This window comes from Sphingomonas sp. BK235 (assembly GCF_004345855.1).
Classification (GTDB): Bacteria; Pseudomonadota; Alphaproteobacteria; order Sphingomonadales; family Sphingomonadaceae; genus Sphingomonas.
Genome location: NZ_SLXN01000004.1, coordinates 1 through 14,516, shown reverse-complemented (window position 1 = coordinate 14,516; position 14,516 = coordinate 1). Strand labels below are relative to the sequence as shown.

The 14,516-nt window shown below is 71.3% G+C and carries 9 protein-coding genes and 1 pseudogene; 4 read left to right on the top strand and 6 right to left on the bottom strand.

Going from position 1 to position 14,516, the window contains the following annotated elements; all coding sequences use genetic code 11:
- Positions 1-387: 387 nt before the first annotated feature.
- Genes dgoD through EV292_RS11945 form a run of 3 tightly spaced genes read left to right on the top strand, consistent with a single transcriptional unit; the run spans position 388 to position 3,680 of the window.
- Positions 388-1,524 carry a galactonate dehydratase gene (dgoD, locus tag EV292_RS11955; RefSeq protein WP_132909770.1) on the top strand — a complete coding sequence of 379 codons (1,137 nt, stop codon included), beginning with the start codon at positions 388-390 and terminating at the stop codon, positions 1,522-1,524.
- A complete protein-coding gene (locus EV292_RS11950; protein WP_165927089.1) occupies positions 1,518-2,261 on the top strand; it encodes an SDR family oxidoreductase in 744 nt (247 codons plus the stop codon). The genes dgoD and EV292_RS11950 overlap by 7 nt, the downstream gene beginning before the upstream one ends.
- The gene (locus EV292_RS11945; RefSeq protein ID WP_132909460.1) at positions 2,262-3,680 is read left to right on the top strand and encodes a sugar porter family MFS transporter; all 1,419 of its coding nucleotides are present in this window, start codon (positions 2,262-2,264) and stop codon (positions 3,678-3,680) included.
- 72 nt (positions 3,681-3,752) lie between these two features.
- Here the strand turns inward: EV292_RS11945 and EV292_RS11940 are convergent, their stop codons facing one another.
- From EV292_RS11940 to EV292_RS11915, 6 genes are all read right to left on the bottom strand, one after another.
- The gene (locus tag EV292_RS11940; RefSeq protein ID WP_132909459.1) at positions 3,753-4,760 is read right to left on the bottom strand and encodes an aminotransferase; all 1,008 of its coding nucleotides are present in this window, start codon (positions 4,758-4,760) and stop codon (positions 3,753-3,755) included.
- A 23-nt stretch (positions 4,761-4,783) separates the two neighbouring features.
- Positions 4,784-5,539, bottom strand: coding sequence for a FadR/GntR family transcriptional regulator (locus EV292_RS11935; RefSeq protein WP_132909458.1), 756 nt, complete (start codon positions 5,537-5,539; stop codon positions 4,784-4,786).
- Between the two features lie 9 nt (positions 5,540-5,548).
- Positions 5,549-6,574 (bottom strand): aldose epimerase family protein, encoded by a 1,026-nt coding sequence (locus tag EV292_RS11930; protein WP_132909457.1) that lies wholly within the window; start codon positions 6,572-6,574, stop codon positions 5,549-5,551.
- Positions 6,575-6,980: 406 nt separating this feature from the next.
- Complete coding sequence (locus EV292_RS11925; protein ID WP_243693741.1) at positions 6,981-9,782, bottom strand: TonB-dependent receptor; 2,802 nt, start codon at positions 9,780-9,782, stop codon at positions 6,981-6,983.
- A gap of 418 nt (positions 9,783-10,200) precedes the next feature.
- Positions 10,201-12,411 (bottom strand): alpha-galactosidase, encoded by a 2,211-nt coding sequence (locus EV292_RS11920; RefSeq protein ID WP_132909455.1) that lies wholly within the window; start codon positions 12,409-12,411, stop codon positions 10,201-10,203.
- Positions 12,412-12,512: 101 nt separating this feature from the next.
- Positions 12,513-13,580, bottom strand: coding sequence for a DUF481 domain-containing protein (locus EV292_RS11915; protein WP_243693740.1), 1,068 nt, complete (start codon positions 13,578-13,580; stop codon positions 12,513-12,515).
- A 337-nt stretch (positions 13,581-13,917) separates the two neighbouring features.
- On the opposite strand from EV292_RS11915, the pseudogene EV292_RS11910 reads away from it, so the two are divergent.
- Positions 13,918-14,516, top strand: a pseudogene (locus EV292_RS11910) (alpha-galactosidase); the annotation flags it as partial.

Genomic DNA, 14,516 nt, shown 5'->3' with positions numbered 1-14,516 from the left:
CATCGCTTCGACCGGCTGGCCTTCGACAACCGGGTTTCGGCCAGATGCTTCTGCCGCCCGATCTGCCCGCCGGCGTTGTGAGCAACATCTGCATCCCGGAGCAGCTGCGAACGCCGGTCGCACCGCGCTTAAATATGACATAGAGACACTGCCACTGCGTGGCCGGCAAGCCGGACACTCTCGCGCCGCTACGCGTGTGAGCCACGACGCCCACGCCAAACATGCCACACAATAAAGTATGATCTAATATTGACCTTCGCGCCGCAGCGGCTAGGCTGGGGAACGACGTCGCCGAGCGGCGCATCCATCGGGGCCGGGGGGAAGTTCGTGACACGCGCGCCGCAGTCGAGCCACGATCCCGGCGCCAGCGCGCTCCCCGCCGACCGTATCGTGCAGATCGAGGCGCTCCCCGTGCTGCCGCGCTGGCTCTTCGTTCGCGTCGAGACCGCGCAGGGCGCGGTCGGCTGGGGCGAGGCCACGCTCGAGGGTCATGTCGAGGCGGTCACCGGCGCGCTCGACGCGATGCGCGACCGCCTGATCGGCCACGATCCCGACCGGATCGAGGACGCCTGGCAGCTCTGCCACCGGCTCGGCTTCTATCGCGGCGGGCCGGTGCTGCTCTCCGCGATCGCGGGGGTCGACCAGGCGCTTTGGGACATCAAGGCGCGCAAGCTCGGCGTCCCCGTCTATCAGCTGCTCGGCGGGCGCGTGCGCGATCGCATCCCCGTCTATGCCTGGATCGGCGGCGATCGTCCCGCCGACGTCGCCGAGGCGGCGCGGGCGCGGATCGCGCAGGGCTTCACCGCGGTGAAGATGAACGGCACCGAGGACATCGGCTGGCTCGACAGCCCGCGCGCGGTGGACGCGCTCGCCGCGCGGATCGGCGAGGTGCGCGCCACCGGGATCGACGTCGGGGTCGACTTCCACGGCCGCGTCCACCAGCCGATGGCGCGCACCATCCTCCGCGCGATCGAGCCGCTCGGCCCGCTCTTCGCCGAGGAGATCGTGCTGGGCGACAATCCCGACGTGTTCGCGCGGCTGGCGGGGTTCAGCAGCGTGCCGCTCGCGCTGGGCGAGCGGCTCTACAGCCGCTGGGACTTCCGCCCCTTCTTCGAGAGCGGCGCGCTCGACATCGCGCAGCCCGATCTCGCGCATGCCGGCGGCCTGTCCGAGGGGCGCCGCATCGCCGCCATGGCCGAGACCTATGACGTCGCCTTCGCGCCGCACTGCCCGATCGGCCCGATCGCGCTCGCCGCCTGCCTGCACCTCGCCGCGGCCACGCCCAATTTCGTGATCCAGGAAGTGTCGATGGGGATCCACTACAACGCCGCCTCGGCCGATCTGACCGCGCTGATGCGCAACCCCGAGCTGTTCGCGATCGAGCGCGGCAGCATCGCGGTGCCCGAGCGCCCCGGTCTGGGGGTCGAGATCGACGAGGCGGCGGTGCGCGCGATGGCGGCGACCCCGCATCGCTGGCGCAACCCGGCGTGGCGCGGCCCGCACGGGGAGCTGCGCGAATGGTGAGCGCGCGCGGCGTGATCGTCACCGGCGGGCTCGGCGACATCGGCAGGGCGGTGGCGCGCCACTTCGCGCGCGAGGGCGCCGCGCTGCTGCTGCTCGACGCGCGCGACGCCGCCGCGCCGGAGGCCGAGCAGGTCGCGGCCGAGCTGCGCGCGCTCGGCGCCGCGGCGGTGCTGGTGCGGTGCTGCGACGTCGCCGACGCGCCCGCGATCGCCGCCGCGGTGGCCGAGGCGGAGGCGGCGTTCGGCGCGCTGCACGTCGTGGTCAACGTCGCCGGGATGATGATCTACAAGCCGATCGCCGAGCTGGCGCCCGAGGACTGGCGCCGGCTGCTCGACGTCAATATGGTCGGCGCGGCGCTGCTGATCGGCGAGGCGTTCCGGCGGATGCGCGCGGGCGGCTGCGTCGTCAACGTCGCCTCGGTCCACGCGCGGCGCACCTCGCCGCTGGTGGCGCCTTACGCCGCGGCCAAGGCGGCGCTGGTCAGCCTCACCCGCTCCGCCGCGATCGAGGGCAAGCCGCTCGGCATCCGCGTCAACGCGGTGCTGCCCGGTGCGATCGACACCGCGATGCTGCGCGCCAGCCCCAACATCCGCTCGGGGGCGGAGGTGATCGACCCCGCCGACCTGGGCCAGCCCGAGGACGTCGCCGCGCTGGTCGGCTTCCTCGCCTCGGACGCGGCGCAATTCGTCACCGGCGAGGATGTCGTCGCCGACGGCGGGCGGATGGGGAGGCTGTAGATGCACGGCGGCGATCTGGCGCACCACGGCGGCGCGGCATTGCCCGCGGGCGCGACCGGGGCGGTGTGGCGCGCGGCGGCGGTGTCGGCGCTCGGCGGGCTGTTGTTCGGCTATGACTGGGTCGTGATCGGCGGCGCCAAGCCCTTCTACGAGGCGGCGTTCGCGCTGGCGACGCCGTGGCAGCAGGCCTGGGCGGTGAGCTGCGCCTTGGTCGGCTGCCTCGTCGGGGCGAGCGGGTCAGGGGTGCTGGCGGATCGCCACGGCCGCCGTCCCGCGCTGCTCGCCGCGGCGGTGATCTTCGCGGTGTCGTCGGTCGGCACCGCGCTGGCGGGCGGGTTCGCCGCCTTCGTCGCGTGGCGGATCGCCGGCGGGGTGGCGATCGGCATGGCCTCGGGGCTGTCGCCGCTCTACATCGCCGAGATCGCGCCCGCGCGCAGCCGCGGCCGGCTGGTGGTGCTCAACCAGATCGCGGTGGTGCTGGGGTTGCTCGCGGCGCAGATCGTCAATTGGCTGATCGCCGAGCCGGTGCCGGTGGGGGCGGACGCGGCGGCGATCGCGGCCTCGTGGAACGGTGTCGCGGGGTGGCGCTGGATGTTCGCCGCGGCGGCGGTGCCCGCGGCGGCGTTCGTGCTGGGCTGCCTCGTCATCCCCGAGAGCCCGCGCTGGCTGGCGCGGCGCGGCCGCTGGGACGATGCCGCGGCGGTGCTGCGCCGGCTCGGCGGCGTCGCGGCGGCCGGGCCGGCGCTCGACGAGATCCGCGCGGCGCTGGCGGCGGCGCCGGGGCGGCGGCTCGGCGCGGTGGTGGCGGAACCGCGCTTCCGCCGCGTGCTGGTGATCGGGATCGTCCTGGCGGTGCTGCAGCAATGGTGCGGGATCAACGTGATCTTCAACTACGCGCAGGAGATCTTCGCGGGCGCGGGCTATGCGGTGTCCGACACCCTGTTCAACATCGTCATCACCGGCGCGGTGAATTGCGTCTTCACCCTGGTGGCGCTGGGAACGGTGGAACGCTGGGGGCGGCGCCGGCTGCTGCTGATCGGCTGCGCCGGGCTGACGCTGATCTATGCCGCGATCGGCGGCGCCTATGTCGCGGGGGTGCAGGGCTGGCCGCTGCTGCTGCTGGTGGTGGCCGCGATCGCGACCTATGCGATGACGCTGGCGCCGGTGACCTGGGTCGCGCTGGCGGAGATCTTCCCCGGCGAGGCGCGCGGCGCGAGCATGGCGGTGGCGACCACGGCGCTATGGGCCGCGTGCTTCGTGCTGACCTACACCTTCCCCTTGCTCAACGCCTGGGCGGGGACGGGCTTCACCTTCTGGTGCTACGGACTGGTGTGCGCGGCAGGCTTCGTCTTCATCTGGCGCCGCCTGCCCGAGACCCGCGGCAAGACGCTCGAGCAGATCGAGCGCGACTGGCGATGAGCCGCGCCTGACGCGGAGGTGGCGACGGTCCGGTCGTCGCCCCGTCGCCGTGCCGCCGAGGCGCCGCCCCGGCTATTCGGTCACCTTGGTGGTGTAGCGCGGCGTGCCGATGCCCTGCGCGATGGACGCGCGCGCCATCGCGATGTTGAGCTCCTGGAACGCCAGCACCATGTCGGTCGCCGCCGCCAGCCCCGCGCCCGGCGCCAGCGTGACGCGCACCCCCTCGGCCACCGGCGCCGCGCCGCTGGCGTCGACCACCACCAAGGTCGCGCCGGTGCGCGCCACCGCCGCCGCGGTCGGGGGCACCAGCGCGGCGTCGGGTCCCGCGCTGCGCAACAGGATCACGCCGATGCCGGGGCGCAGCAGCTCGAACGGTCCGTGGCGGAACTGTCCGCCCTCGAAGCCGATCGCGGGCAGCCGCGCCAGCTCCATCAGCGACAGCGCCGCGCTCTCCGCGGTGCCGTGCATCGCGTGCCAGCCCGCGACGACATAAGCGTCGCACCCCGCCAGCGCCGCCGCGGCCGCGCGCATGTCCGCCACCGCCCCCGCAGCGAGCACCGCGCGCAGCCCCGGCTGCGGCGCGCCCAGCCGCTCCAGCACCGCGCCGTGCATCGCCAGGCTCAGCACGATGCTGCGCGTCGCGGCGAAGGCATGTTCGGTGCCGCCCGTCGCGACGATCGCGGCGCGCACCGCGCGTGCCAGCGTGCTCGCTGGCTCGAGCGTCAGCGCGAAGCGCTCCTCCGCCCCCGCGGCGCGCGCGAGCAGCGCGCGGATCTCGCCCGACTCGCCCGATTGCGACAGGAACAGCGCGGTGCGCGCGCGATCGGGCAGCGGCGCCATCAGCGCCGCCGAGGCGATCATCGTGCGCGCGTCGAGCCCGAGCGCGCGGTACAGCGGCGCGACGATGCGGTTGACGTGCTGCGACCCGCCCATCGCGTAGAGCAGCAGCGTCCCCGTCCGCCGCGCGCTCTCCGCGATCGCCGCCGCGGCGGGGCCGGGATCGTCGAGCGTGGCGAGCGCGTCGCCGCGCTGGCGCGCCATCTCCGCCAGCATCGCCTCGAGTCCGGGATGGTCGGTCATCGCCTCTCTCCCTCGCGCCGCGGTCACGGCCGCAGCGGATGTTTGCCCGCGACGAGCAGCAGCTCCAGCGCGCCGCGGATCAGGTCGCTCATCCGCGCCCCCGCCACCGCCGGCTCGCCCGCCAGGATCGCGTCCGCCACGCGCTTGTGGTCGCGCGCGCTCGCACGGGGCACGCCCTTGTACTCGTTGGTGCGGCGGATCGAGAAGCGCAGCGTCGTCTCCACCAATCCGGTGAACTGGCGCATGAAGCGGTTGTTGCTCGCCTCCAGCACCGCGACATGGAAGGCGATGTCGGCGTCGAGCGCGTCGCCCTCGCCCTGGTCGGCCGCGAACATCCGCTGGATCGCCTCGCTGATCGCGCGGCGCTGCGGCCCGGTGGCGGAATGCGCCGCCAGCGTCGCCGCGCGCGGTTCGATCGACATGCGGATCTCGGTGAAGTCGATCAGCAGGTCGATCGAGAAATCGCGCTGGAGCATCCAGCGCAGCACGTCGGGATCGAGCAGGTTCCAGCTGCCCTCGGGCTGCACCACCGTGCCCGCGCGCTTGCGCGCCAGCAACAGCCCCTTGGCGGTCAGCATCTTCACCGCCTCGCGCAGCACCGGGCGGCTGGCGTCGTAGCGCTGGCACAGCTCGGCCTCGGTCGGGAAGGGCTGGTCGGCGCGATAGGATTGGGTGACGATCGCCAGCCCCAGATCGTTGACGATGCTGGCGGTGAGGTTGCGCCCCTCGTCCGGCGCGCCGCCCTCCGCGCGCGGCCGCGCTGCTGCTGGATCGGTCATCCGCCGTGCCTAGCCGAGCGCGTCGCGCGGCGCGACCCCGAAGCGGAGCCGGGTCTCGGAGCGATAGCGCTGCCCCGGATCGAGCCGCGTCGCGGGAAAGTCCGGGCGGTTGCACGCGTCGGGCCAGGCCTGCGCCTCGAGGCACAGTCCGGCGTGGGGCGCGAAGGCGCCGCCCAGCCAGCCCGCGGCATAGAGCTGCAACCCCGGCTGGTCGGTGGCGAGCGTCATCGTGCGCCCGCTCGCGGGATGGTCGAGCCACGCCACCGCGCGCAGCCCGGCGCCGTTGAGGCACAGGTTGTGATTGCCGCCGCGCGCCAGCCGCAGCTGGGGGTCGTCGCTGGCGAGCAAGGCGTCGAGCCGGCGCGCGCGCCGCAGGTCGAGCGGGGTGCCCGCCACGGCGCGCGGCGCGCCGGGCAATTGCGCGGCATCGACCGGCAGGAAGCGATCGGCGTCGACGCGCAAGCGATGGTCCGCGATCGTGCCGCCGGTGCCCGACAGGTTGAAGTAGACATGCGAGACGAGGTTGACATGGGTCGGCCGCGTCGTGGTGGCGGTATAGACGACCGCGAGCTCGCCCGCGTCGGAGAGCGTGAAGGTGGCGTCGACGTCGAGCGCGCCGGGGAAGCCCTGATCGCCGTCGCGGCTGTGGTGGCGCAGCACCGCGCGCGCCGGCCCTGCCTCCACCACCGCCCAGTCGACGCGATCGAAGCCGAGCGGGCCGCCGTGGCGCTGGTTGGCGCCCTCGTTGGCGGCGAGCGGGTAGCGGACCCCGTCCAGCACGAAGGCCGCCCCCGCGATCCGGTTGGCGACGCGCCCGCAGGTGGCGCCGAGATAGGCGCCGCCGTCGGGCAGCGCCTCGGCGCGGGTGGCGGCAGGATCGTCGAAACCGAGCACGACGCGCGCGACCCGGCCGTCGCGATCGGGCGCGTCGACCCGCGTCAGCCGCGCGCCGAACGGGTCGAGCGTCGCGCGCACGCCGCACGCGGCCGTGAGCAGCAGCGGGGTGGGGGGCGGGGCGGGGGCGTCACGGGTCATGCGCGCATCCTGGCGGGTGATCGGCCTGTTTCAACCGGCGGGGTGCTCCCGCGGACGGGGGACCGTTGCAAGAGCCTTCCGGTGCGAAACCCTTCCGTTGCGAAGCCCTTAGGTTGCGAAACCCTTCCGCTGCGATACCCTTCCGTTGCGAAACCCTTCCGCTGCAAAACCCTTCCGTCATCCCGGACTTGGTCCGGGATCCACCGTGCCGCACACTCATAGCGCGCTACTCTTGCGGAGGAGTGGATCCCGGACCAAGTCCGGGATGACGGAAGAGAAGGAACGTGCCGCGACTTTCGCAACGGTCTCGCGGACGCAGGAGGCCAGCGTTACCAGCGTCTTGCCGGCGGTCCCGGAATCGGGCGTTCGCCGGAGCACGGCTCGCTCGAAGGCGCGGCACGGCCGCTCAGAAATTCGCGCGCAGACCCAGCGAGATGCGGCGCCCCTGGTCGGACACGGTGATGAGCCGCTCGGTGAAGCGCGAGTAACTGCGGAAGCGTTCGTTGGTGAGGTTGAGCACCTCCCCGAACACCGCTACCCGGTCGTTGATCTTGACCGATCCGCTCAGGTCGATCTGCTCATAGCCGAAGATATTCTCGGGCTGGCTCTGCGGCCCGAAGGTCTGGCGCAGGAACGGCGCGCGCCAATTGTACGCGCCGCGCAGCTGGAAGCGATCGTCCTCGTAGAAGGCCACCAGATTGGCGGTGTCGGACAGGCCCTCGACGTTGAAGGTCTGGTTGCTCAGCGAGGGGTCGAACCGGATCGAGCTCTTCACCAACGTGTAATTGGCGCTGGCGCCGAGATGATTGAACGGCGCCGGCAGGAAGTCGAACGTCACCTGCACCGCGCCCTCGACGCCGTAGACGTCGCCGTCCTGCGCATTGTACGGCCGGTTGGCGATGAAGGTCAGGCCGAAATATTCCTCCGGCTGCTGCCCCGAGATGATGAAGTTCTGCAACTTCTTGTAGAAGCCGGTCACGCTGGCGTAGCTGGCGCGCGAGAAATAATAGTCCGCCGACAGATCGGCGTTCCACGCGAGGAACGGCTTGAGATAGGGATTGCCGCCGCTCACCGTGTTCGAATTGGGCGGGCGGAAGACGAAGTCCTGGCTCAGCCCGAGCCGGCTCAGCGTCGGACGGGTCAGCGTGCGCGACCCCGCGAGCCGCAGCACCAGCTTGTCGGTCGCGTCGAGGCGGAAGTTCACCGTGGGCAGCACATAGGTATAGCTGTTGCTGGCGTCGACCGGGACGGTCGGGCTGTAGACCGGCACCGCCGCGGTGGGATCGGCGGGGTTCTGGATCACGTCGAGCAGGGTCACCGAGAAACCCTTGGCCAGCACGTCGGTATGGACCAGCCGCGCGCCCAGCATCGCGCTCCACCGGCTGCTGCCCAGATCGCCCTTGAACAGCGTCTGGAGATAGGCCGCATAGGTGTTCTCGCGCACCGAGCCCGAGCCGCGGTCGCGATCGATCGGATCGAGGCTGTTGTTGTTGCCGCGATACACCGCGAGGAAGCGGTTGCGCGCGTCGATCGCGGACTGCGACCCGTCGCCGACCTGGCTCACCGCCGCGTCCGAGCCGTAATAGGACACCAGCGCGTCGCGGTCATAGGTCAGCCAGGTGAGGTCGCGCCCCAGCACGTTGGCGCGGAAGTCGGTGAACAGCGATCCCGGCGCGACCGCCTGATAGCCGCAGTAGAAACAGCCCAGCGGCTCGGGCGATTCGCGCACCACGCTGGTCTTCTTGCGGTTGGTGAAGAGCAGCCCGGCCTGGAGCTTGTCGAGCAGCCCGCCGATCTCCCAGGTGGCATCGACGGTGCCCTGGTTGACCGTGTCGCGGTTGCGCCCGCCGCGCTCGGAGCAGCAGTGCAGCCGCGGCGCCGAGCGGTCGTTGGTGGCGAGCGTGTCGGTGATCGTCGGCAGCCCGCCGGGGCCGTCGAGCGTGACGCGCGGGCTGACCCCGATCTGGCGCGTGCCGACGACGTAGAAGAGCTGGTCCGAATCGTTGCGCGTGTTCGAATGCGCCGCGTCGGCGACGATCGTCAGCGCGTCCGCGGGCTTCCACTCGACGTTGAGCCCGAGCTGATAGGTGCGCGCGTCCTGCGGGTTGGTGGCGAGGATGTTGTCCGACGCCAATCCTGAGGTGGCGGTGGCGGGGCGGACGGTGAAATCGGTCACGGTGCGGTTGGCGTTGACCGTCGCCGACGTGACGCGGTCGGGATCGGAATAATAGCCGAGCTGGTTGGTGACGCTCTTCGTCTTCTGCTGGGTGTAGAGCGCGTCGAGGCGGAACTTGAGCGCGTCCGACGCGAAATAGTCCACCGCGAAGGTCCCGCCGATCCGCTCGCGATCGTTGTAGGTGGAGGTGAAGTTGAGCGTGCGCGGCATCGCCACGCCCTCGCCGCCGGCGGGGCGCGAGTCGCGCACGCCATCGCCGTTGGTGTCGATATTCTGGTCGGTGATCCAGCCGTCGGTGGAGATGTTGCCGAGCCGCGAGATGCGCTTGTCGTAGATGAAGCTGGCGAGCACGCCGAAGGTGCGCTCGTCGTTGGCGCCGCTGATGACGCCCGAGATCACCGGGCTGATCGTGTCGGACGTGTTGTCGTGGCGGCCCGCCGCGCTGCCGGCGAAGCGGAAGCCCGCGCGATCGGTCGGGCGCGCGGTGCGCAGGATCACGGTGGAGCCGATCCCGCCCTCCTGCAACCGCGCCTCGGAGGATTTGTAGACCTCGGCGCCGCTGATCAGCTCGGACGACAGGATGTCGAACGAGAAGGAGCGCCCGCCGCCCTCGGTGGAGAGCAGCCGGCCGTTGAGCAGCACGGTGTTGAACTCGGGGCCGAGCCCGCGGACGGTGATGCCGCGCCCCTCGCCGTTGACGCGATCGACCGACACGCCGGGGATGCGCTGGAGCGACTCGGCGATGTTGGCGTCGGGGAAATTGCCGATGTCCTCGGCGGAGATGGCGTCGACCACGCCGATCGTGTCGCGCTTGAGCTCAAGCGCGCTGGCGAGACTGGCGCGGATGCCGGTGACGACGATGTCCTCCGCCGCGCCCTCGGGCGCGACCTGCTCGCCCGCGGAGGGCTGGGTCGGCGCGGTGGCGGGCGGCGTCGCGGGGGCGTCCTGCGCGGCGGCGGGCGCGGGCAGCGCGGCGAGCAGGCCGAGCGCGGCCCCCGACAGCAGCGCGGCGGTATATCGTGCGTGCGGCATCATCGTCTCCCCAATCGGCTCTGTGGCCGTGCGGCAAACAAATATGATATTAAGGTGGCTGTCCAGCGGAATCTGCGCGCGTCGCCGTAATGGGTCGCGGTTCGCTGGATCGGGCACTGGCGCCGGGCGTGAAAGGAGGGGCTTGGCCTGGGGTTCATCAGCGCGGCGCCGGCACCCCTTCTCCGACGAGGATCGTCGTGACCCCACGTCATCCCGGCCTCGCGCCGGAATCCATCGTGCCGCGAACGCCTAAGCCGTTGCTCTTGTGGCACCATGGATCCCGGCGCGGGGCCGGGATGACGGCGGGGGGAAGGGCGACGTGACCATCATGCGATCACGCCCCGGGCGGGCGGATGACGGCCGGGGATAGAGGGGGCGACCATCCAAACCGCCGCGCTATATATCCTACTTATTCGCCTCAGCGCACCCGTGTCAGGATCATGCCGACCCCCTGGAGATCCCCGCGCAGCGTGATGTCGACGCCATGGTTCATCCAATAGGCCCCGGTCGCGCTCGGCGGGATCGTGGCGGGGAGCGGCGTCGAGTCCATCGCCTCGATGCGATACACCGCCTCGGGATCGAGCCCGCGCAGCGCGATCGTCGGCATCACGTCGAGCTTGTGCGTCGCACCCACCAGCGTGAACAGCGCCGCCTGCGCGCGGTCGGGCGCGACATACAGGTTGGTCCAGCGCGGGTCGGCCGCGCTCTCGCGGTTGAGCCGGTACAGCGCGCCGCGCTGCACCGTCTCGCGGATGCGCTTGTACGAGGCGACGTAATAGCGCGCGGTCGCCATCTCCGCCTCGCCCCATTTGTTGAGATCGGTGCCGATCCCCAGCCCGCCCTGCATCGCCGACAGGAAGCGGAACGGCAGCGTCGTCTGGCGCCGGTTGACCCAATTGGGGCTGTCGGTCACCCAGGCCATCATCGTCGCGGGGGCATAGGCCTGGGTATAGCCGTCCTGGATCAGCAGCCGGTCATAGGGATCGGTATTGTCCGACGGCCACATCTGATCGGTGCGCGCCATGATGCCGAGATCGACGCGCCCGCCGCCGCCCGAACAGCTCTCGATCTCGACGCGCGGGTGGCGCTGCCGCAGTTCGTCGAGGATGTAATAGAGGTTGCGGACATAGGCGACGTAGATCGTCTGCTGGTCGGCGACGTCGGCGTCGGGCCAGCCCGGCTCCGACCAGTTGCGGTTATAATCCCATTTGAGGAACGCGATGTCGTTCTGCGTCAGCAGGTCGTCGAGCACCTTGAGGACATGGTCGCGCACGTCGGTGCGCGCGAGGTTGAGCACCAGCTGGTTGCGCCCCTCGGTGCGCGGACGGCCCTTATATTGCATCGCCCAGTCGGGATGCGCGCGGAACAGGTCGCTGTCGGGATTGACCATCTCGGGTTCGACCCACAGGCCGAAATCCATCCCCAGCGCCTTGACCCGATCGATCAGCGGCTTGAGCCCGTTCGGGAATTTGCGCGGATTGACGGTCCAGTCGCCGAGCCCGGCGTGATCGCTGTCGCGCGCGCCGAACCAGCCGTCGTCCATCACGAACCGCTCGACCCCCAGCGTCGCGGCGCGGGTGGCGAGGGCGAGCTGCTCGGCCTCGTTGACCTTGAACTCGGTGGCTTCCCAGCTGTTGTAGAGCACCTTGCGCAGCGCGGGCGCGTCGCCGTCGCGGTGCGGCAGCACCTGCTCGCGCTCGAAGCGGTGGAACAGCCGCGACGCTCCGCCGCGCCCCGCGTCGGAGAAGCCGACGTAGAAGACCGGGGTCTCCAGCCGCGCGCCGGGGCGGAGCCGGTAGGCGAAGTCGAACGGGTTGAACCCGCCGACGATCCGCACCCGCCCGGTGACGTCCTGGTCGAAGGACAGCCGCCACGATCCGCTCCACGCCAGCGCCCCGATCCAGGCGGGGCCGCTCTCCTCGTTGGTGTCGGCGCGGGTGATCTGGAACCAGGGGTTGTTCTCGCTCCCGGTCGAGCCGCGGCGGCTCTCCAGCACGGTCGCGCCCGCGCGCAGCGGGCGTTCCTGCAGCGTCCATTCCGCGGCCCAGCGCCCGGTGGAATAATGCAGCCGGTAATCATAAGCGACCGGCAGCGTCAGCCCCGCCGCGGCGGCCTGGTCGATCCGCACGTCGCCGGTGCCGCGATTCTCGATCACCGCGGCGCGCGCCACCACCCCGGTGGCGCGGTCGATGCGATAGGTCAGCGTGACGAACAGCGGGCGGTCGAGGTCGCTCAGCACCACGCTGATCGTGTCGCCCTCGATCCGGTGCGAGCGATAATAGAGGACGAGGTCGCGGTTGCCGTCGGGATAGGTCACCTTGAGCGCGGGCTCGGCGTAGAGGCCGCCGCCCTGGCCGGCATATTCCTGCGGCACCACGTTGGTGGCGACGTCGAACCCGCTCAGCCCCGACAGTTCGGGCGCGGCGAGCGGCGCGCGGTCGGGCAGGCGCTTGCCCCAATAGACCGATTGCAGGATGCCCGCGGCATTGACCTTGAAGGCGTAGGTGACGTCGCCCCCGTCGAGCCGGAAGATCCGGCTGGCCGCGTCGTAGCGCGCCTGCGCGCGTGCGGTGGACGGCAGCGCCGCCGCCAACGTCAGCCCCAGCCCCAGCAGCACGCGAATCGCCATCCGGCCCCCTCCTGTCGCATCGCTCCCTATACATATCATACTTTATGGCAAGCCGGCGGATGGCCGCTCGCGGGAGATGAGCGATTAAAGTAAGACTTTATTCAGAAGCTGTAGATCAGCGACAGGCGGCTCAGCGTGTCGGTGCTCAGGCGTCCGTCGGGGGGCTCGCTCTCATATTGCACCGTATAGGAGGCGCGCGCCGAGAGCGGGCCGAGCAGCTTGGCCTCGATCGCGCTGACGCTGCGTACCGTGCTGTTGTAGCGCTCGAGATAGGCCGAGGCTTCCTGGGTGATGCTGAGCCCGCTCAGCACCGTCCAGTTGAGGTTCATGCTGCCGCGGCCGGCGAGGCTGCTCTGCATCAGCCCGTCGGTGAAATCGGTCTGACGGAAGGCGGGGCCGGCCTCGAGGTCGAGCGTCAGGCCCGAGCGCCGCAGCACGCCGTAGCCGATACCGCTGGAGATCGCGAAACGGCTGTCGTAGCCGAGGAAGCGGTCCGATTCATATTGCGCGTTGCCGTAGATATAGGCGCGGTCGTTGATCTTGTAATTGGGCTGGTAGCCCGCGGTATAGCGCGCGCGGCTGGTGACGCCGTCGGTGCGCTGGAAATCGGCCTGGGCGACGACGCGGTGGCGCCAGCGCAGTCCCTCGCGCGTGAGGTCGAGCGAGCCGGTCAGGCCGGTGATGTTCGAATTGCCCGAGGAGACGAAGCCGCCCGCCTCGATCCGTCCCGACCAGAGCTCGAACGCGCTGGCCTGCTGGAGCCGCTCGTTGCGCGCGCGCGCGCGCGCGGTGCGCCACTCGGTCGCCCGGCGCAGCACCAGGTCGGCCGCGCCCGGATCGCCCGCGCGCGCATATTTGACCAGCGCGTTGACCGCGGCCTCGTCGTTGGCCTCCATCGCGGCGTCGAGCATCCCGCGCATCTCGGGCGAGATCTGCGGCCCGGGGATGCGCGCCAGATCGACCCCCACCGGGCCGAGGAGCGGCTCGGGCACGGTGAGCGGCGCGTCGATCGCCACCGGCGCGAGGTCGCGCTCGGGCAGCGGCGCGGGGCGACGCGCGCGCGCACGGCGGCGTCGCGCGGGCTGGCGCGCCGCGACCGTGACGGGCGCGGCCGCGGCGATGGTCGGCACGACGGGGAGCGCGGCGGAGAGAAGCAGGGCCAGGACCATGACGTGAGGGTATCTACCTTCGAATGCGGCGACAGCGCGGCGGTGGCGCGGCGTTCCTTCGCCCATCTGCCCGATCGCGCGACCGCCCGGCGCCCCTCCACCACCGGCCAGTTCACGACCGCGATGGCCCGCGCGCACGAGCGCGGTCAAGGGGGTGCGCCGGCTTCGTTCCGCCGCGTCGCCATCTTGTCGGACTAGAACCGCCATTACGGGTCCGCGATGCCGGCGTCGCCGACTGGACTTTTGTGGGAGTAAAACTAGGCTGACGTCCAGCGCTCGGGCAAAGGCGCGCATGACCGGAATGGGCGCGGCACCCGCGGCCGAAGGGGAGGGATCGATGGACGAGCTGCGCCTGAGCCGACGCGGGATGCTCGCTGCCACGTTGGCCGGTGCGGCCGGTGCGGCCGGTGCGGCCGGCGTCGCCGCCTCCAGCAGCGCCGCGCAACAGCCTTCTTCCGCCGCCAGCGCGGCACCGCCGTCCGCTGACGCCGCGCGCCTCCTCGCGCCGCGGCCGCCGATGGGGTGGAACAGCTGGAACAGCTTCGCCACCACGATCACCGAGGCGCAGGCGCGCGAGACCGCGGCGATCATGCGCGAGAAGCTGCTGCCGTTCGGCTATGACGTCTTCACCGTCGACATCCAATGGTATGAGCCCAACGCGACCAGCTACGAGTACAACCAGGTCGCCACGCCGACGCTCGACGCGCACGGCCGCGTCATCCCCGCGCCCAACCGCTTCCCGTCGAGCGCGGACGGCTCGGGCTTCACCGGGCTCGCCGCGGCGGTGCACGCGATGGGGATGCGCTTCGGCATCCACGTGATGCGCGGCATCCCGCGCGAAGCGGTGAAGCGCAACCTGCCCGTGCTCGGCACGAAGCTGCGCGCCGCCGACGTCGCCGACACGTCGAGCATCTGCGCGTGGAACCCCGACATGTA